Source organism: Sediminibacterium roseum (genome assembly GCF_009939005.1).
Taxonomy (GTDB): domain Bacteria; phylum Bacteroidota; class Bacteroidia; order Chitinophagales; family Chitinophagaceae; genus Sediminibacterium; species Sediminibacterium roseum.
Window position 1 is genome coordinate 971,821 of record NZ_JAACJS010000015.1, and the last position, 19,325, is coordinate 991,145.

Consider the following 19,325-nt stretch of genomic DNA (forward strand, 5'->3'; position numbering starts at 1 on the left):
AACCTCAGAGATTCTTGTTCTTTACCACATGGTTGGAACTGAAAGTAAGCTGATTGGACTGAAGGTCGCCATCGCCCTTTCGAAGTTGTTGCACGACGCGAAAGGCAAGGGAACTGCGTACGCTAGAATAACAGACAAAAAGATAGAACACAATAACTCATTAGGTAAAATATCAGTTGATACTGGTATTACAAAATCTGGTCTGTCGCAAATATTCAATGGTAAAACCCATCCTAAAATTGGAACTGTGATGCTGATCCTGCAGTCCCTCAATAAGTCACTTGCCGACCTCTCGAAAGTAATCGACAAAATCACCGATTCTGACATTCAAAAATTCAAAGAACAATCCACTACAAAAAAGTCTGCACCCGCTAAAAAGAAAACAAAGAAGTAATTATCAATTCTCACCATTGAACAACGGCTGCTTCCTTTTCCGCAAATGATACGGTGGCAATTTGATTTTCTCAAACTCATTCGTTTGCTTGTAGAGAAAATTAACTGAGTAGCGTTGCTCCTCTACGATGAACATATTAACCCTGGCTTCTCCCGCCAGCTCTCCCTTGTCATTTACAACAAGTACCGTTTCTCCCGGTAAGTAATTCATATTTGCGATCATAAGTGTATTTTATTTAGGTTCTGGTTCTTCATATATGCAGACAATATCGGTTGCCTGCCCAACATCGAGGCCGGCAATCTTCCGCCCATTCAAATGATGCACCAACGAGTAGTGCATGATCCTTGCAAGCGGTTTAAAAAGATCGATTTTTTCCATAAATACGTTTGGATCTTCAGGCAGTCCGTTGTGCAGATCATGGCAGTTGTACAACCTGTCCTTTTCGAGGTATGCTAAGTGCGTTTGATTGTTGAACCGGTAACTGACAAGGAACATGCGGAAAGAATGTTTAGTGCACCATTTGGTTATGATAAGAATTTAATTTTCTCTTCAAGACATAGCAGGTAACGGTTGATGGCAAGTAATCCGCTCACCGATCCATCCTGGACACTCGTGAATTTTCCCGCAGCCTCCAATGGCAGGATGGATAAAGTAGTCTGCGCAGGTGTCCCGCGCGTAAACCACGCTTCATCAAAATAAGTCACTCCCCTTTTGTAGTATTCGGCAAACCCTTTGTTTGCTTCCAGTATCCGCTTCATACGCAAGTGTTCCCTTTTGCAAAACGCCAGGGTTTCAAATCCAAACAATTGAAACTGTTGCAATCGCGCAAAGTATTCCAGCTCCGAAAGAAACATGGGTTTAACGACTTTGAAGAAGTGAACTTCTTCAACCTGGTTTTCAAATTTGTTCTCGCGGTAATAGCCATACAACCTGGAACGGTACACATCGCAAAGTTGAATGGAGGACTCTATTTGCTTAAGCGTATCACTCACTTCGTTACAGCAAAACAGCAAATCTGCCATGAACTCGCGATGCAATTCCAATAATGTTCCGGGTATTTTTACGTCTGGCATAGCTATTCATTTTAAAAAGGGCTGAACAAATTGTCCAGCCCTGTAAGTCACGGCATTTGGTGCCGTTCCCCCGATTTTAAAAACAACTGTAATCAAAAACTAAAATCTTAGATACTATTCATTAAAAATGTCTTCCATGTTTGTTGTAAAAAAGGCTACCCGTTGAAACGGGTGTGCCGGACGTTTGTTTGTGCTTTAAAACCATCGATTGAATCGTTGGTTCTCCTTTTAAAGCTTCTCTGGACCTATTTTTAATACGCTCAACTGTGTAAAAGGCAGCCGTAGAAACAGCCGCCGTCAGTGTTAGTCATGTGTACGACCTGGTGGTGGCGTACAACTCTTTATTCAGCACATGAGAAAAAACTTTTAAAAAACTGGGGAGCCTGGAAAAGCTCCCCGCTTTATGCGATGCTTTTAGTTCATCCAAAACCATATTGTGCAACACACATGAGAAAATTATCTTTAAACCACCGCTGTTACCATCCATTGAAATCTGCCAGTTCCATTTCCTGGCGTGCCTGCGCGGCGTAACGGAACGTCAGGTGTATTTTTCTGCCCTTATGATAGTACGAGCTCCCTTTGATCTCGTGCATCTTCCCCACCGGCAGAATCAGTTGGTCCGCAACCCTCATAAATTGATCCCCGGGCAACAACTGCATGATCATTTTCATATACATCGCTTTCTCGTACACCTGGTTTGCAGTATGGATCCTGACGATGTATCCCCTGCTCTCAATCATTTCAATAGACGATAAAGGGATGCGGCACCATTGCCGCCGGTACTGCAGCAACAAAAAATCTGGTGTTAACCTGCATTCAGTTTGCTGCATACGAGTGAGCAGTCTGCTTACCACCTCACCATCATATGGATACTTCAAAGCATAGGGAAACAAAGCCTGGTTATCCTCGATATTCCGGTCCGATGGAATGGAAAGGAACACCACCAGGGGCATCTGCCTTGTATTTTTCAAAGAGCTGTTGAACACTTGGTAATCATTGATGTTCCATTGTTTGAAACGGGTAAAGACCATATCCACCGGATCGTCCTCATCCGCTAAGGCGTTCCTGATCTGGTAGGGCTGTATGGCAATACTTGACTGCGATACGCCCGGCTGCTTTTCCAAAAGGGCATTTAGCGCCGCGGCAGAAGTTTCGTTATCGTCAATGACCAGGCAACGTTTCATAATACACCCACACTTTCCAGGTCTTCTATCTTCTGTTTCATTTTGATATCCTCCAATTTCACCAGCATGTCGTTTACCATCATGGTGAGATTGTATTCCGGTCGCCATCCCCAATCCTCTCTTGCCTCCAGGTCACCTACTGTTGCGGGCCAGGTGTCTGCAATCCGCTGCCTGTGATCGGGCTCGTAGCTGATCTGGAATTCAGGACAGAAACCTTTGATGCTCTCGTACAGTTCTGCAGGTGTAAAACTCATCGCCGAAACATCATAGCTCATCCTGTTCTCAATTCTCTCCGGTGCTGCTTCCATCAACCTGATCGTCGCACGGACTGCATCCGGCATATACATCATTGGAAGACGGGTGTCTTCTTTCAGGAAGCATTTGTAAACTTTCTTCTCAAGCGCGCTGTGGAATATATCTACTGCGTAATCGGTCGTACCACCACCCGGCTGTGTCTTGTAGGAGATCAAACCGGGGTATCTCAAAGAGCGCACATCAACACCATACTTATCGAAATAATACTGGCACCAACACTCTCCTGCAGCTTTCGAAATCCCATAAACCGTTGAAGTAGGCGCGTGAACCGCAATACTGCTGGGCCAGAATAATTTTATCTTCTCTTCACGCGCAATGTCCAGCACATTAATAAGCCCATCCATGTTCAGCTTCCAGGCCTTCCGGGGATCCTGTTCCCCTGTTGCCGATAAGGTGGCGGCCAGCATGTATATTTCGGTGATTCCTAACCGGATGATTCTCGAGTGAAGTATATCTGCACGCAACACATCCAGGTTCTGCCATGGTCCTGTTTCTTTAAGGGCTTTCGGCTCTTTCACAACATCAGAGGCAAACACATTTTCTGCTCCATATTTCCTCCTCAGTGCAAGCGTGAGCTCCACGCCTATTTGTCCGGCTGCTCCTATCACTAATATTTTTGTTTGTTCATTCATTGTACTCTGTAATTTATCAGTCTGCTGTATAGCCTTTCGATGTAAACCGTGCATTTTTCACGGTATTAATACCAATTGCTTTCTTTTTCCTTGCAGAGGGACGTCTTTCTTCAATCACCGCAACTCCATCCATTTGATGCATTTCACTAAGCTCCTCCTCGATCACATCCATTTTCGTCCGTTCCAAGTCCTTTGCAAAACGGTAAGGATCCCCACCGCACCTTCCTACCACAACCAGCAATGGGTCGCGCATAGAAGATTGATAAGTGAGACCGATCTTAAAATCCACTTTGTGCGCATACCCCTTTCTAAAATCAGGTCCGGGTTCATGCAGCTGCAATGTGGTTCGTGTAAACCATTTGATCCGGGAGATGGCCACAGTATAACTCATGTGTATCTTCACGAACAGGTGGCTTGGTAGGTGGCCCTCAATTTCAGAAAGCGAATTACCTGCGATGAAAGTTTGATGCTTGGTTACGACCAGGCAAAAACGGTTTTTCGCCATGCAATACAGTATGTCGGCAAATGCCACCTGGTTGTACTGCTTGTCACAGCGGATAAACAGGAAATCTGTATTGAACAGAATTCTCCGCGCATACGATTGCACCTTTTCCGGCATTCGATTCCTTTTTTCAACCAGCGACAGGTCGCCTATCCCGGGATCTTTACCTCCTCTCATACACTGCCTTCGATTCCCACACTTCACCGTTTGTTAAATTTTCATCTTTGCGCTGCAGGATCAGTGAGCCGTATTCAAGACTGTAAGTATCCGTCACTTTTCTTTCCAGTTTACCCGCATCGTCCGGGCTGGAGATGGTAGTAAAACAGACAAAGCTGTTGCCGTCATTGCTCCAGGTGGTGGTAATGGTCTTTTTCCTTTTCGATGCCGTTGTCAACTCTACAGCCCTGCCATCTTTGGTAAGTTTTTCACTGACCGTAAAATCGGTATTGTTGGCACCCATCGTGATTTTATCAAGATTCACCACGGTGGCGGTTTGCGAGATATTGATCTGTTTGGGTGACCCATTGGAATACAGGTTTCCTGAAATGGATTCCTGTTCGACAAATACCCAGTTACCAGTAAAATCTGCTTTCTGTGCGAACGCACTAAAGACCACAAAGCACAAAGCTGCAAGCGTGAAGGTTTTCATAAGGATTATTTATAGTTGTAATTGATTTTTAAAAGTTCTTCTGAATTCGGCCCGATCATGATCTCGAACACACCCGGTTCTACCAGGTATTGCATCTTCGCATTCCAGTAGGCAAGCATGTTGGCATCGATCTCGAAGGAAACCTTTTTGGTTTCGCCAGGCTGCACGCTGATGCGCTGGAAGTTTTTGAGTTCCTTGACGGGGCGGGTAGCACTGCTCACCTTTTGGTGGACATAGAGTTGCACGATCTCATCACCCGCCAATTTGCCCTGGTTGGTAACATCGACACTGACAGTGTTACCGCGCAGCTGAATATTGCTGTAGCCGTATTTGTTATAGCTCAAGCCGAATCCGAATGGATAGAGTGGTGTATTCTTTTCTGACACGTACTCAAAATGATGCGCACTGGGTTTGCGGTTGTAATAGATCGGCAGCTGTCCTACGCTACGTGGCACACTTATCGTGAGTTTTCCGGATGGATTGACATCGCCAAAGAGAATATTAGCAAATGCATTACCCGTTTCCTGTCCCGAGAACCAGCCATCAATGATCGCGCTTGCTTTTTCCTGGATATAATTCACACAAAGCGGACGTCCATGAGCGAGATAGACGATCACTGGTTTACCTGTCGCGATCAGTGCTTTGACAAGATCATTTTGATCACTCAATAACTCTAAAGTGGATACATCTCCGAAGCGATCCGGGTTTCCGGCTTCACGTGAGAATTGTTCGTTCTCTCCTACTGCGCAGATAATGATATCCGATTGCTGTGCAACTGCGACTGCTGAATCAATTTTACGAAGGTTGTTTTCGCGGCTCGGCCATTTAACACGTCCCGTGTATTGATAATTATTTAAAGAGTAAGTGTCACCGTTTAAAGAAAGGTCTACCCCTTTTGCATACAACACCTCCGCCGTGTTACCCACCTTATTCTTGACGCCTTCCAGAAGTGAAACATTATGTACAGGTACACCTGAATAATCACCCGTATAATTTGTTGCCGCCATGGGTCCGATGACCGCGATCTTTTTATACCGCCCTTTTGGTAAAGGCAGTATATTGTTTTGATTTTTCAGCAATACCATCGAACGTTCAGCTGCAACCCTTGACAATTCACGCCCTTCCGGTTGGTTGATCTTCGCGAGCGCCTCTTCGAGTTTGATTTCTTTGGCTTCGAACAAGCCCATTTTGAACTTTAGACGCAGCACATACGAAACTGCTTCGTCAAGATCTTTCATGTTGATCCTGCCTTCTTTAACGAGCGCAATGAGTTTCTCGTAATTATTCCCATAAGGAAGGTCCACCGTCACACCGGCATTGAATGCCATCAGTGCAGCTGTTGATTTATCTTTCGCAACGAAATGTTTGTTGTGCAGTTGATCAATCGCCCACCAGTCGGAGACAAGTACGCCGTCATATTTCCATTCTTTGCGTAATACATCTTTTAAGAGCCAGCTGTTGGCGTGCGCCGGGATGCCATCGATCTCTACATAAGCAGGCATGATCGCAGCGGGGCTGGACCGTTGTATCGCGAGACGAAAAGGCTCCATGTGAAAGGTTCTCAACACCCGTTCAGAAAAATCTGCCGGTGCCTGGTTAACACCACCTTCGGATTGACCGTGTCCTGTAAAATGTTTAAGGGTTGCCATCACACCACCGCCCTGTAGCCCCCGAACGACCGCTGATCCCATAAGGCCGCAGAGATAAGGATCTTCGCCAAAAGTTTCTCCTGTTCTGCCCCAGCGCGGATCCCGCGTAACATCTATCACTGGCGACAACACCATTGTGGTCCCCCTTGATTTGGCCTGTGCGGCAACGTAGTTGTATATCCTTTCTGTCAGAAGCGTATCCCACGAACACGCAAGACCGATCGAAGTCGGGAATACATCTGTCTTCATGGCGAGTAAACCATGATGGGCTTCATCCAGGAATATCGCGGGAATGCCCAGTCTTGTTTTACGCAGGTATTCCTGCGTTTTATTGCGGTTGTTGATGGATTCTTCGAGACTGTTGTCAAAATCGGGATTGATCATGGAGATCCCGTTACCAAATAAGGAATCGATCTTCTTTTTGTCATTGAAGAAAGCCCTGTTGACCTTTGGGTTCGCCGCAAAAGAACTGCGAAGTTGCGCTACCTTTTCTTCCACGGTCATCTTCTTCAACAGTTCTTCGATCCGTTGTTCGTTGTTTTGCGCGTGGATATTGAACACGCCAATGCAGGCAAGCAATAATAATGTCAGTTTTCTCATTTCCTGTGGTTAGATATAAAGACCCTTCTAAAAGCAAATTGTATTAGTCAATCCACTATTTTTTAACCAATATTTTTCACGACTTAATAATTTCACATCTTCCAGCAAACGAAACATCTTGAACAAGTAAACTGAATAGTCGCGGAAGTAATTGGTGGCTGTCATTAGCCCGATCACGGCTATTGTTTTGTGTTGGCCTTTTGCAAGGGCAGTATGTTGTTTTGATTTTTGAGCAGGACCATCGACCGTTCTGCAGCGATCCTGGATAGCTCTCTGCCTTCGGGTTGGTTGATGTGTTTAAGTGCTCCTTCAAGCGTTACTGCTGGTGGGTTGTCGAACAAACCCATTTTGAATTTTAAACGCAATACATAAGCAACTGCTTCATCAAGATCTTTCATCGGGATCTTGCCGTCTTTGACCAGTTGGATCAGTCTTTCGTAGTTGTTGCCGTACGGCAAATCGACTGTTACGCCTGCGTTCAACGCCTGTAAAGCTGCATCCATTTTGTCGGTTGCCACCAGGTGTTTGTTGTACAATTGGTCAATTGCCCAACTGTCGGAAACCACCACGCCTTTGTAACCCCATTCTTTGCGTAAGACATCGGTTAACAGCCATTTATTTCGCGTGAGCGGGAACACCGTTCATCTCAACATAGGCTGGCATAATGCCAGCTGGGTTTACTCTTTGGATGACCAGGCGGAAAGGCTCCATGTGGGCATTACGAAAGGCACGCATACCCTGATCTGCGGGGCCCTGGTTAATACCACATTCGCTTTGGCCGTGGGCAGTGAAATGTTTGAGCGTAGCCATAACACCGCCTCTTTGAAATCCGCGTACTACGGCGCTTCCCATCAAACCCCTTAGATAAGGATCTTCACCATAAGTTTCTCCGGTCCTGCTCCAGCGGGGGTGACGAACGACGTCTATAACCGGAGCAAGTATCATTGTTGTACCACGTGCCCCGGCTTGGATTGCCGCTTATTTATAGATACACTCCGTTAATAGCGTATCCCATGAACAGGCTAGGGAAATACTCGTTGGAAAGATGTCTGATTTCATTGCGAGAAGTCCGTGATGGGCTTCGTCCAGGAATATCGCTGGTATACCCAGACGTGTTTGTTTTATTAAGTATTGCTGCGTCAAATTCCGGTTGTTTATCGATTCTTCAAGGCTGTTGTCGAAGTCGGGTTTGATCATGGCGACTCCATTGCCAAACAGCGAATCGAGTTTGAATTTACTCTCAAAAAAAGCAGCTTTGATCTTCGGGTTGGCAGCAAATGAGCTACGCAACTGGCATACCTTTTCTTCAACGTTTATTCAAATAATTAATGAAAAGATCTTTTTTTCATCAGCTGCCTATTGGGCATAGACATAATCTGACTGCATAGCAAATACTGCAAACAATAGTAGAGAACAGGAAACGTACTACCAGTTCCTGAATTTATTTGGGCGAAATTATCGCTTAGACAACATCTGAAATAACTAACCGCAAAACTATACCAAAAGATTATTTTTTAGTTGGCACGAGTTCAAATTCGTCTGAGAAATTTGACCATGTATTGGTACCTGAAATTATCCAACGAGGAGGTGGACTATCTTTTAAGTAGTGGTCAAAGAATTGTTCAACTCTTTTTGTGAAGTCAACGGCTTCAAGCCCCCCCACTATGTGCCCCGAACTGCGATAGTTAAGCATCCAACTCGGTTTACCCAATCTTCTCATAGCTACAAACATCTCAATCCCCTGTTCCCAAGGAACTCCGCCATCTATCTGACTATGAAATATTAAAAGAGGGGCTTGTATCTTATCTGCAAATAAAATTGGTGATTCTTCTATGTATCTCTTGCGATCTGCCCACAGGCTAGTGTTTAACCTCGACTCTGCATTCGGTAATCGGCTAGCTTTCTTATTCAAGCCGTACCCTGATAAACTTAAGGAACCGCTAACCATATCACTTACTCCCGCTCCTGCAATAGCAGCAGAAAATAACTGCGTATGGGAAACAATATGATAAACCATCTGACCAGAAAAACTATGTCCCACCAACCCTAACCGGGTTTGATCTACAAATTTATAGGACTTTAAGACAGCTACCGCAGACTCAACAGTCCGCAATGCACTTTTTCCAATCTCCCCAACACGGAAATGTATATCAGGTGTAAATACAAGATAACCTTGACTTACAAACCATGGTATATTAATCATGCCATTTGAAAATTCTGGCCTTATATACTCATTCAAGCTAGTTGAAAATTGTTCATAAATTATAAAAATAAGCGGGTACTTTTTACTGCTATCAAAATTATCAGGCTTATATAATACTCCCTGGGAAGCAATTCCACCTTCCAATTTGAAGCGCATCAATTCCGACTTCAACCATTTATAATTTTGCTCAGGATAGATCGTAGTGAGTGTGTCAAACGTAACGAAATTCGACGTGGAGAATAAGTTGGGTGATTTCTGGCAACTCTGAAGCATAATCACCCATCTATCGCTGTCTTTTGCTTTAAGAGGTTTCATACCCTGATCATAATGACGCCCAGTATTTTGAAACGGCTCAGTATATATTGTATAATTACCCATGAATAATGATTGTGGGGACGTGCCACTCGTCAGGTCCAAACAAAAAATACCATTTTCTTTATTTAGGTTGTTTAATGCAACCAAATAAAGTTTATGAGACTCCAGCTCCAAAAAGCTATCTTTAGATGTTGCAGCTATTAGTCGAAACTTAATCATATTTCCGCGACCAAATTTCTTAGTTAAGCACGTAGGGCTCCGTAGGCCGGAAGGATCTAAAGACCAAAGATCAAACTGATCATAAACAACTAAACTTCCGTCATCTGGATTCCATCCTGCAATGCCCGCCGATCTATCATCTACTACTACCATTTTCCCATTTTCAGTGAGCTTAAATTCAAAATCGTTGGCAAAAGCTCCGGGTGTAAGGCTTTCAGTTAGTACTCTTATCCTTCGGCTGCTAATTTCATAGGAACAAAAATGCTGTAGTTTTCCATCATAGTACAACAAGAATCTCCCGTCCGGGGAAAAGACAAAACTAGACAATGCCCCTTTCAGAAATGGTTGTCGTTGGCCAGTCTTCATAGAAACAAGGAAAAGGCTATCAATATCTTTCAGCCAAAACCTATCTCCCTGTGTATCATTTTTGACCAGGTAATAGTCGCCAATTTTCCAGGGATACGCCTCTACTGCATCACCAATTTTAGGAACCAGATTTATCATGCTGTTCTCATCAATATTCAACCTCGCTTCGAAAACATTTCTCTGCAATGTTGCACCTTCGTTAATACGTTTAGACTGAAGAAAAGTATCTGTATAACTCCAAAGGTCTAATCTTGGGTTGCCTTTCTCTGGCGTATTTACTTTCGCAGTTTTTTTGTATTTAAGAGTTAATTTTAAGTATTCGCCATCATTGGTAAACCCAAAAAGGTCTCCTAATACATATTGTTGATTTTTATTATCAGAATACAATCGCTTCAATCCACGGCTCGACGAATAATAATAAATAGACTTATCATCACTTTGAAATGGCAAAGTACCTGAAGTAATAAAAGCAATTTTATCACCTGAATCATTAGCGATTAAATTTGAAACGTTAGTTACGCTGTCAGCACCCCTGTATATAATACGGCGAGTTTGAGAAGGGAGGTTTATAAGGGAAAGAGTTTTTGATGAGTCTATCAAAAGGAGGCTGGATTGATTCTTGCACAAATTATAAGCTATCACTTGTTGAAATTCAAACTTCCTGCCCTCATCTATATCGTATAAAATTAGACTCTTTTTTGGTTCGAAAAAACAGAGCCATTTATCAGATCTACACGACATGGGCTGCCTATAAGTGGCGGAACCGACATAGGTAAGCTTAAAGTCATTGACCAAATCCAATGTGAATATCGAATCTCCTCTTTCGAAAAGTAGATATCTGCTGGAGTTGGAGAAAGATATCAATTTCTCGTTGTCGATTTCCAATATTCTACGATTATCAAAGTTTTTCAGATACGTACTAGTACGTCTTTGACCATTAGAAATAGTATACGCGACATAACGACCATCATTAGACAAAAGGACGTCTTTCGAAACCCAGGGCCATCTAACTACCGCAGAACTATCAACTACTTTTTTAATCTGACCACTAGTCACAAACGGCAACAAACCGATGACAAATAAAATAACTATACGAGTAAGCTGTGTTCTCATCACGATATGAAGTTGTTTGCTTTTATGAACTTGGCAAGAGAATACTAATCTCGACTATACATAGCATCGATCTGCCATTCCTCGCCAGTGATATAATTTAAACTCTTTCTACTCAGATAAAGCTTATCATCGAGCACTCGCCAAGCGTCTGTTGACACTATTTCTAAATAAGAATCTTTGAAGGGATTATAGATCGAAGATGTAACAATTATGTAATTTTTGCTGGCATTAAAATTAACTAACTTCGTTTTTTTCCGCCCACTCGCTGTAGTCAGTTCACTTTTTTTGCCCACAACAAGTGTATCAATAACTGTTGATACACTCGAATCAACTTTTAACGCCTCCTCTATAACTACCTTCTTACCAGAAATATTGATTTGAACGGAAATTGGTGTCGAACCCCAGTAATATATACTACCGCTGACAGGATGTTGCTGGACTAATTTCCATTTTTTTGTTTGGGCTGTTACAACCATGCTTAAAAAGCATGTGAAAATGGCTACTAATATTCTCTTTTTATCAAAGGACACAATGTTGAATTTTAGCTGTTTTTAATTGTTCTTTTTTAGATCCGCTTCGACTAACCACGTTCGTCGTCCAGATTTGATTTGTTGAATACGCTCCTCAAGGTTACCGATCACTTTTATATTATTGTCTCCTATCGCTTCCTTTAATCCGTTGCTTGCAACTTCCAATGCTCTATCTACTTGTTTTCCTTTATACAAAAGCATAAAATATGTGTCTAGCACGGTGAAATACCATCCTCTCACATGATTATCTCGAGCTCGACTCACAACGCCATCCATCCAATTGATTGCTGCTGACAATTTCGACGAATCATCCGTTCCTGCATTGCCATTATCCCCGTAGATATTACTATAGGCGACATAATTGAGCCAGGAATCACTAGCAGGCAAATCAAAAGCGTTCATTGCAACAAGCTCAACGAAGCAGCTCAAATAACCTTCTCTATCGCCTAAGACCTCGTAGTAACTTAACTTCGCAAGAAGTATATTTCGGCGCGCAGTAACTACATCATGTTCACGTGTTAGCACTTTGGATAACGAATCCCAAGCCGGCTCTTTTCCTTGGCTCATGTAAATTGATACCGCATGATTAAGAAATGATCGTCCAATAACTGTATCCAGTACTCGTTGAGAAGAAGCTGACCCACCAGTAACTTTGTTAACCTTACCAGGATTGCTTGTAAACATTTTGTAAAATCTACTTTGCTTTCCTCTGATATTATCAGAAATCACAGCAATCGCTTCTTTCGAATACCATTCTTCTTCTGGACGAGTGACCAAGTAACTAAGAAAGTCTTTTGAAAGACGACTAGCGTATTGAACGTTTCCAAACTTTGTGCTCATCTTTATGATAGCGGGAAATTGTTCCGGATGTAGCAATTTTAGGTCGTATTGATTCAATAATGAATAATATCGAGTTTTGGGATCTAGGGCCGTTTTGCCGAAAGCAAGAAATGAATTAACATTTTGGTAGCTGGTCCCCCTGTGGACAATTTGGCCTGTGGAATCAAAAACCAGGAACGAAGGATACACGTCAACAGAGAACTTCTTGTCCATCTTCTTTACTTCGCCATACCATGACTTCACGTGAGCATTGTCTCCTTTAGTTTGATCAAACTGTAATCTGATAGATATGAAATGTGAATTGAAAAAACTGCCAACGGTGTCCGTACTGAAAACGTCATGCTCCATGGCGCGGCAAGGCGCACACCAAGTGGTGAAACAGTCAACGAAGATTAGTTTATTCTCTTTCTTGGCAGCAGTGCGAACCTCAGACCAATCCGCAAACTGCCGAAATATAATGCCGCCATTCGATTTTCTAATTATCTGCCCTTGTAAGTCACCAAACTGACTTATCGTTAGGATTGATAGAACTATAATAATCTTTCTCATCTTTGCATGAATTTTCTAAGTTTGGAAGAATCTTTAGTCTGATAGCTCGAATTAACATTCGTAACAACTCGGCGATTCAATTAGATTAGCTTAATACCCTGGATTCTGAGTTATATTGGGATTTCTGAGGATATCATTTAGCGGTAAAGGAAGAAGTTGATCCGAAGTTGTCCAAGTCCCTCCTTTTAATGGAGTAATTGTGGACATAACTGCATTAGCCTTATCTGCTCTTTTCAAGTCAAACCATCTGTGTCCAAACTCAGTAAATAACTCGACCCGCCGTTCTTGAAAAATGGCATCGAGTAAGCTACCTTTGTCTGTATAGGATTTACTCGCCAATCCAGACCTATTTCTGATCGTATTGAGATCTGAATTTGCTAAAGCAATTTTATCTTGCTGCGCCCTCGCTTCTGATCGTACTAAATATATTTCACCAAGGCGTAAAACTGTAAGGTATTCATCGACAGGCTTGTTTTGTGTAGCGATCTTATACTTAAAAGGGTAAGTGTATTTTACCGCTCCGATGGTCGTATCTTTTGTCCAGTTGCTAATTCTTTGGTCGCCTGGTTCGAAACTGCTCAACAAATATGTGCTGAGTCGTATTGGCCGACTATTATTTGGCGATCCATTAATAACAAAAACCCGAGCATCTTCAGTATTCCAACCCGCTGCAGTTGGCTGAAGTTGCCAAATCGCTTCAGTGCTGGTTGCTAAAAAAACATCTTTAAGTGGGGCAAGTGAAAAAGTTTGCGATGCTGAAATTACTAATGAGGCTTCATTTTCCGCTTCGCTGTATTGTTTATTGTACAGATAAATTCGTGACAATAAAGCTGATGCAGCCCATTTGTTCACTCGAACCCTGCGCGCTGCCGAAGAGTAAGGTAGCAGGTTTAAGTCGAGATAGTTTTCGCTCAGCAAGGACTTTGCTTCTGTAAGATCTTTAATACACTGGGCGTAAACATCACTTATGTTGCTTCGCGACAAGGTGGAATTAACCTTATAATCTGTCGTCAGCACAATTGGTATAGCACCGTAGGTGTTAGTTAAATGAAAGTTTACAAAAGCACGAAGAAATTTAGCCTCGCCTATTAATTCACTTTTAACTGAGCTTTGCAATGCTTTTTCCTCTTGCAATCCCTCTATGACAGAGTTCGTCCAAAAAAGAAATGTATAGCATGGCTCCCATCCATCTGCCCCATTGCTGACCAATAGATTGTTTCTGAAATAAGCATTCAATTTGGTGTCAGTTACTGAGGAGTTCAACGTTAGCTCGTCCGATAGAAGACCTCCAAGCATTGAAATCCCCATTTTTCCTGTAAAAGGTGTGAAAGTATTTGATAGATACGTGTATAGGCCGGTCACTGTCGCGACCGCAGTTTCTTTTGTTTTAAACACATTCTCTTTTGTTACACTTACCACAGGCGGATCTACTTCAACAAATTTCTTGCAGCCTGAAACTAAAAAGACGATAATAAAAGAGTACGTTATAAATATTTGGGGCCGAGTATTATGAATGGTTTGCATGAGTGTATTTTTAAAATTATAAACCTATTTGTACACCAAATGTTATTGTTCGCAAAGGGGGTAGACTGCTATAACCAGGAGTTTCAGGATCACCTCCTTTGAACTTAGTCATGGTCAACAAATTCTGGGCATTTAGGGTAAATTTGACAAGTTTAAAACCTGCAGATTTCAACCAAGTAGATGGTAACGTCCAACCAATTGCGATATTTTTCAAACGTATATAGGACGCATCTGAATTCCTCGCATCGCTGGCAAAAGCCAAATCTTGTTGAGCTGCTGTTGCACTGAAATAATCCGCCGTGTATTTTTGAATAGTCACATGATCTCCTACATTTTGCCAACGATCAAAAACAGTTACCGGTTGATTACTTGATCCAGACACAAAAGCACCTGGAGGTACCGATGTTCCATTATTAAAAAGCAAGTTTGCAGTATTTTGCTTAACAAATTGAAATAAAAAACTTAGCTCGAAATTCCCAGTATTAAATAAGTTTTCAATCCCCCCATAATATATAGGGAAGAACGTGACAAATTCCGTTCGGTCGTTTGCTTGATCTGGGGTACTGGTAGGATTGCCGAAACGGTCCAATACTTTATAAACTCCTGTGGCGGGATCAACTCCACCAAAGCGTAGTAGCCTTTGCGTCGCGATAGATTGTCCTACTATCAGGGTATTTGCATATGATGATTGCGATAGATTTGGGAATTCTAAAAGCTTATTTCGCGCAACCGTCATATTCAAACTGGTAGTCCAAGAAATCTTCTTTGTTGTAAGATTTTTTGAATTCAACGATAATTCAAATGATGAGTTTTGAACTGTTGCCGGAAAATTATCGGGAACGGATGTACGACCTGCAGTAGAAGGCAATTTATACAGAAGAAGTTGGTTAGACGATCTGTTTCTGGAATAGCTCGCCGAAAGAATAATTCTGTCATTGATAAAACCAAGATCAATCCCGGCGTGAACTTTGGTCGTCGACTCCCATTGAATATACGGATTAGCTATCCCAAGTGGTAACAGAAAGCTCCCACCTTGATAAGGATTCCCGGAAGAGCCAGCTCCAAAAAGACCAATGTATTGATAGTCACCAATTTGATCACTTCCCGTTGTGCCGATCGACGCTCTTAATTTACCAAAACTTAAGAAACGTAGCTTCCCTTTTAACATTAATTCCTCAGAAAATATCCATGCGAGACCCGCACTTCCAAAACTTTGGAACTTGTTTTTTTCGCCAAAGCGACTTGTTCCATCGTATCTACCAGTAAATGTCGCTATGTACTTTTTCCTTGCAGCCAATTGAATTCTTCCAAAGAGAGCATTGTATTTGTATTCTGAGATATTCGAGACATCTGATACTATTGTCGCTGCAGCACTTGGATTAGTCAATAGTGCGTCACTGACATAACCGGTTCCAACATACGCTCCCGAGTTATTCTTATTGGCTTGGAAAGTTGAACCTACTAATGCATCAACATTTAGGTTCTTTTTAGCAAGCTTATAAGTCACTTGGGGCTCGACAATCCACGAGTTTGAAGCCACACTACCGTATGATGCTCGGCGAACGAAATTTGAAACGTTTTCTGGCTTTGCACCGGCAAGGGGACTGCTGTTAAAGTCACTTGCGGTTAGATTTGTAAACCCAAAACTTGTTTTAAAATCTAACCCCGGTAATACAGAGTAGGATAATAGCAAATTCGTAACAAGACTATTAACCTTGCGATGATATTGATTGTAAATAATATACTGCATTGGATGATTCTCCAAAGTTGAGACCCCTGATGGAGTCATTGCCCAGTTCAAGCTCCCGTCTGGGTTAAAAAGTGCTGGCGCAATAGGCTCGGTTAAGTTAGCGGCTGCTGTAAGATCCACACCTGGCAATTTGTTATCATCTATAGTGTAGTTATTTGTAAAACGTAATTTGAATCTGTTGTTAGGTGAGTTTGCAGAAACACTCAGATGAACGGCCCCCTTTTGGTCGGCATATTCGCCCGGAAAAACAGTCGATTGCCTATTATATGTCGTGCTTAACAAATACTGTATTTCTGAACTTCCACCCGATACACTTGCATTGAGATTTGTATATTTAGCAGTCCCACCAATGTAAAATTTCTGCCAATTTGTTTCACGCGTGGTATCCCAGAGTGTCACATCATAATTTGTGCTATTACTTGTTATCGTCGACAAGTTAACACCATCATTTTTGTACGCTTCGTAGCGCATATCAAGATATTGACGCCTATTCATCATCTTCATGAACCGCGTAACATTGCTCCAACCCTCCTGCACATCGACGTCTAATTTAACCTTACCCGCCTTCCCATTTTTTGTAATAATGATAATGGCCCCGTTAGCAGCTCGAGATCCGTAAATTGATGTGGCCTCAGCATCTTTTAACACGGACACGCTTTCAACATCTTGAGGATTAATAAAGCTCAGTGGACTTCCGCTTCCGAAATTTCCTCCATTCCCTCCATTTTCCCCTAGAACGATGTCTGAATTACTAAACTTAGGCATTTGCGATGAGTATGGCACGCCGTCAATTATTATCAATGGATCATTCCCATATCCAATGCTATTTTGACCTTGTATCCTAAGACTGATCCCACCGCCAGCTACGCCATTGTTCTGCTGTACGAACAAACCCGGCACTCTCGCTTGCAATGCAAGCATTACATTAGGTACGGGTTGCTTTGCAATGTCAGACCCCTTAACAATGCTAATATTTCCGGTCGTCATTCGCTGGCTTGTGGTACCGTATGCCTGTATTTGCACTTCATCGAGTTTGCTTTCAGTTCTGTTCAAAGTCACATTCACCACACTTCGCCCGAGTACTGGCATTACTTTCATTTCAAACCCAACATAACTAAATTCCAGCGACGCGGATTCTTCAACACTTTGCAAATGATAAATGCCAGAGACATTTGTTTGAGCACCATTCTTGGTGCCTCTTATCATAACATTAGCTCCGACAAGTGGATTTCCTTCATCATCTGTAACTCGTCCACTAACTGCGATAATTGCAGCGGCTGTAGCATAATCCTGGACTGTTTTATCCCTTTGCTTTACAGAAATATATTTGCCCGAGATACTAAACGTGAGCTGTTGCGCATCAAATAATTTTTCGAGAACACTTTCTAAAGGTTGATTTTCGACATCAATAGTAACAGGTTTTGCAGCCCCAAGACGTTCTTTCGTATAAACAAATGTGTATCCTGTCTTCTTCTCGATTTCTTTAAAAGCCTTTTCTAGAGTGCTTTCTTTTAGACGAATACTTACGACTTGGGAAAGTCCCTTAGCCGAGACCTGTAACAGTGCTGCAAGCAGCAAAATTGTAATCAACTTCATGGCTTTGATGAGTTGAGGGGTTCGGAAAATTGCAGTTAAATGCATAGATTGCATTGGTTTTGGGTTGAACAATGAACGTGTCTAGCGTTTTGGTTTACTCTTAACTTCCGGCCGGTGGTGTTAGCGCACTACTGGCTTTTATTTTGTATGGTTCGTACTACTTAAAAACACTGATCTTTTTTCCTTCGATCGTAAAATGCACATCACCAGTTGCCTCTAAAATTTTCAATAGCTCGCTCACAGGAAGATTGCGGTTTACCTTGGCGACAAAACTGTAATTCACGATTTCTTTAAATTCGATGTCTACATCGTACCATCTTTCAATATCCTGCATGATCTGTTTGATACCTGCACCATCGTATAAGAACCTTCCATCCTTCCAGGCCATTACACTTTCGATGTCAGGTTGAAAGAATTTGCCTTCTGAGTATTGTTGGCCAGGCTTCAGGATATCGTTGTTGATTTTGACAGATCCTTCGAGTAATGTCGTCACCTGCTTCGCATACGTGTTCACATTGAAATGTGTTCCGAGTACAGTGATCTTGTCCTGTCCGGTGTTGACGATAAAGGGCTTGTCTTTATTTTTCGCAACTTCAAAATATACCTCACCTGTGATCTCAACTTCTCTGGTATTTCCGTTGAATACAGTCGGGAATTTCACGCTCGATCCTGCATTGAGCCACACCGTGGTTCCGTCACTTAATTGTACGGTTTGTATACGCGCTTTCGGTGTGATGACGGTTGCATACTGAACAGCGTTTTCTGATACTCTTATCCCTTCATTTCCTTTGGTAAATCCGTCAAAAAGTTGCCCGTCTTTCGCTGTGTCCAGCAATATTTCCCGGCCATTGGATAAACGTAAAATGGCACCTGTTTTACCGGGCTGGATATCATTTTTAAATCTTTCTTTTTGTGTCAGCTGTGCGATTGGTTTTTGTGGCTCTATATCTTTCTTGTTTAAGAGAAAGAATGTAGTGGCTACGGCAAACAGAACAACGGCTGCAGCTATCCAACGGGTCGCTTTGGCAAAGAACATTTTTCTTACCGGCGCTTCTGTTGTAGCCAGCATGAGTGCAGCGCGTATGGCTTCTGTTGATTCATCATCCAGCCTGACTTCACCTTTCGGTATGCTGCTGTCCGCTTCGATAAGCTGGCGCATAACTTCAGCGTCTGCCTCGTTTTGCAAAGCAATATAAAGGCGCTGGCGATCTTCGTCAGTCGCTTCCGGCTTGAGATAGTCCGCTAAAACTTGTTCCAGTGCTGCGCGTGTTGCCATAGATAAAATTTGACCCTGTCATGACATGACCCCGGAAGTTGGAGCC

At 42.5% G+C, this 19,325-nt stretch carries 17 protein-coding genes; 1 reads left to right on the forward strand and 16 read right to left on the reverse strand.

Annotated elements, in window-relative coordinates; genetic code table 11:
* The first annotated feature begins 28 nt into the window (after nucleotides 1-28).
* Nucleotides 29-394 (forward strand): helix-turn-helix domain-containing protein, encoded by a 366-nt coding sequence (locus GWC95_RS15445; protein ID WP_161819612.1) that lies wholly within the window; start codon nucleotides 29-31, stop codon nucleotides 392-394.
* Nucleotides 395-397: 3 nt separating this feature from the next.
* Here GWC95_RS15445 and GWC95_RS15450 read toward each other — a convergent pair whose 3' ends face one another.
* From GWC95_RS15450 to GWC95_RS15525, 16 genes are all read right to left on the reverse strand, one after another.
* Nucleotides 398-616 (reverse strand): hypothetical protein, encoded by a 219-nt coding sequence (locus GWC95_RS15450; RefSeq protein WP_161819613.1) that lies wholly within the window; start codon nucleotides 614-616, stop codon nucleotides 398-400.
* Between the two features lie 9 nt (nucleotides 617-625).
* Entirely contained in the window at nucleotides 626-772 is a 147-nt protein-coding gene (locus GWC95_RS15455; RefSeq protein ID WP_161819614.1) for a hypothetical protein, read from the reverse strand.
* A gap of 146 nt (nucleotides 773-918) precedes the next feature.
* Complete coding sequence (locus GWC95_RS15460; protein ID WP_161819615.1) at nucleotides 919-1,467, reverse strand: RteC domain-containing protein; 549 nt, start codon at nucleotides 1,465-1,467, stop codon at nucleotides 919-921.
* A gap of 476 nt (nucleotides 1,468-1,943) precedes the next feature.
* Nucleotides 1,944-2,651, reverse strand: a complete 708-nt coding sequence (locus GWC95_RS15465; RefSeq protein ID WP_161819616.1) for a LytTR family DNA-binding domain-containing protein — start codon at nucleotides 2,649-2,651, stop codon at nucleotides 1,944-1,946.
* The gene (locus tag GWC95_RS15470) at nucleotides 2,648-3,598 is read right to left on the reverse strand and encodes an NAD-dependent epimerase/dehydratase family protein (protein WP_161819617.1); all 951 of its coding nucleotides are present in this window, start codon (nucleotides 3,596-3,598) and stop codon (nucleotides 2,648-2,650) included. Before GWC95_RS15470 ends, GWC95_RS15465 begins: the two co-directional genes overlap by 4 nt.
* A gap of 16 nt (nucleotides 3,599-3,614) precedes the next feature.
* On the reverse strand, nucleotides 3,615-4,277 hold the full coding sequence (locus GWC95_RS15475) for a LytR/AlgR family response regulator transcription factor (protein ID WP_161819618.1): 663 nt from the start codon (nucleotides 4,275-4,277) through the stop codon (nucleotides 3,615-3,617).
* Nucleotides 4,264-4,749 carry a hypothetical protein gene (locus GWC95_RS15480; protein WP_161819619.1) on the reverse strand — a complete coding sequence of 162 codons (486 nt, stop codon included), beginning with the start codon at nucleotides 4,747-4,749 and terminating at the stop codon, nucleotides 4,264-4,266. The genes GWC95_RS15475 and GWC95_RS15480 overlap by 14 nt, the downstream gene beginning before the upstream one ends.
* Nucleotides 4,750-4,754: 5 nt before the next feature.
* On the reverse strand, nucleotides 4,755-6,998 hold the full coding sequence (locus GWC95_RS15485) for a glycoside hydrolase family 3 N-terminal domain-containing protein (RefSeq protein WP_161819620.1): 2,244 nt from the start codon (nucleotides 6,996-6,998) through the stop codon (nucleotides 4,755-4,757).
* A gap of 179 nt (nucleotides 6,999-7,177) precedes the next feature.
* On the reverse strand, nucleotides 7,178-7,636 hold the full coding sequence (locus GWC95_RS15490; RefSeq protein ID WP_161819621.1) for a glycoside hydrolase family 3 N-terminal domain-containing protein: 459 nt from the start codon (nucleotides 7,634-7,636) through the stop codon (nucleotides 7,178-7,180).
* The gene (locus GWC95_RS20085) at nucleotides 7,614-7,943 is read right to left on the reverse strand and encodes a glycoside hydrolase family 3 protein (RefSeq protein WP_161819622.1); all 330 of its coding nucleotides are present in this window, start codon (nucleotides 7,941-7,943) and stop codon (nucleotides 7,614-7,616) included. Before GWC95_RS20085 ends, GWC95_RS15490 begins: the two co-directional genes overlap by 23 nt.
* A 562-nt stretch (nucleotides 7,944-8,505) precedes the next feature.
* Entirely contained in the window at nucleotides 8,506-11,214 is a 2,709-nt protein-coding gene (locus tag GWC95_RS15500; protein WP_161819623.1) for an alpha/beta hydrolase family protein, read from the reverse strand.
* A gap of 44 nt (nucleotides 11,215-11,258) precedes the next feature.
* Nucleotides 11,259-11,744: a hypothetical protein gene (locus GWC95_RS15505; protein ID WP_161819624.1), complete on the reverse strand. Its 486-nt coding sequence runs from the start codon at nucleotides 11,742-11,744 to the stop codon at nucleotides 11,259-11,261.
* 21 nt (nucleotides 11,745-11,765) lie between these two features.
* Nucleotides 11,766-13,133 (reverse strand): thioredoxin family protein, encoded by a 1,368-nt coding sequence (locus GWC95_RS15510; protein ID WP_161819625.1) that lies wholly within the window; start codon nucleotides 13,131-13,133, stop codon nucleotides 11,766-11,768.
* 90 nt (nucleotides 13,134-13,223) lie between these two features.
* Nucleotides 13,224-14,657 (reverse strand): RagB/SusD family nutrient uptake outer membrane protein, encoded by a 1,434-nt coding sequence (locus GWC95_RS15515; RefSeq protein WP_161819626.1) that lies wholly within the window; start codon nucleotides 14,655-14,657, stop codon nucleotides 13,224-13,226.
* A 16-nt stretch (nucleotides 14,658-14,673) separates the two neighbouring features.
* On the reverse strand, nucleotides 14,674-18,048 hold the full coding sequence (locus GWC95_RS15520) for a SusC/RagA family TonB-linked outer membrane protein (RefSeq protein WP_161819627.1): 3,375 nt from the start codon (nucleotides 18,046-18,048) through the stop codon (nucleotides 14,674-14,676).
* Nucleotides 18,049-18,160: 112 nt separating this feature from the next.
* On the reverse strand, nucleotides 18,161-19,279 hold the full coding sequence (locus tag GWC95_RS15525) for a FecR family protein (protein ID WP_161819628.1): 1,119 nt from the start codon (nucleotides 19,277-19,279) through the stop codon (nucleotides 18,161-18,163).
* Nucleotides 19,280-19,325 lie beyond the last annotated feature (46 nt).

Bases quoted from the DNA above. Each gene is read 5' to 3' on its own strand.
- GWC95_RS15445 (WP_161819612.1), top strand. From the start codon at position 29: ATGGTTGGAACTGAAAGTAAGCTGATTGGACTGAAGGTCGCCATCGCC.
- GWC95_RS15450 (WP_161819613.1), bottom strand. From the start codon at position 616: ATGATCGCAAATATGAATTACTTACCGGGAGAAACGGTACTTGTTGTA.
- GWC95_RS15455 (WP_161819614.1), bottom strand. From the start codon at position 772: ATGGAAAAAATCGATCTTTTTAAACCGCTTGCAAGGATCATGCACTAC.
- GWC95_RS15460 (WP_161819615.1), bottom strand. From the start codon at position 1,467: ATGCCAGACGTAAAAATACCCGGAACATTATTGGAATTGCATCGCGAG.
- GWC95_RS15465 (WP_161819616.1), bottom strand. From the start codon at position 2,651: ATGAAACGTTGCCTGGTCATTGACGATAACGAAACTTCTGCCGCGGCG.
- GWC95_RS15470 (WP_161819617.1), bottom strand. From the start codon at position 3,598: ATGAATGAACAAACAAAAATATTAGTGATAGGAGCAGCCGGACAAATA.
- GWC95_RS15475 (WP_161819618.1), bottom strand. From the start codon at position 4,277: ATGAGAGGAGGTAAAGATCCCGGGATAGGCGACCTGTCGCTGGTTGAA.
- GWC95_RS15480 (WP_161819619.1), bottom strand. From the start codon at position 4,749: ATGAAAACCTTCACGCTTGCAGCTTTGTGCTTTGTGGTCTTTAGTGCG.
- GWC95_RS15485 (WP_161819620.1), bottom strand. From the start codon at position 6,998: ATGAGAAAACTGACATTATTATTGCTTGCCTGCATTGGCGTGTTCAAT.
- GWC95_RS20085 (WP_161819622.1), bottom strand. From the start codon at position 7,943: ATGATACTTGCTCCGGTTATAGACGTCGTTCGTCACCCCCGCTGGAGC.
- GWC95_RS15500 (WP_161819623.1), bottom strand. From the start codon at position 11,214: ATGAGAACACAGCTTACTCGTATAGTTATTTTATTTGTCATCGGTTTG.
- GWC95_RS15510 (WP_161819625.1), bottom strand. From the start codon at position 13,133: ATGAGAAAGATTATTATAGTTCTATCAATCCTAACGATAAGTCAGTTT.
- GWC95_RS15515 (WP_161819626.1), bottom strand. From the start codon at position 14,657: ATGCAAACCATTCATAATACTCGGCCCCAAATATTTATAACGTACTCT.
- GWC95_RS15520 (WP_161819627.1), bottom strand. From the start codon at position 18,048: ATGCATTTAACTGCAATTTTCCGAACCCCTCAACTCATCAAAGCCATG.
- GWC95_RS15525 (WP_161819628.1), bottom strand. From the start codon at position 19,279: ATGGCAACACGCGCAGCACTGGAACAAGTTTTAGCGGACTATCTCAAG.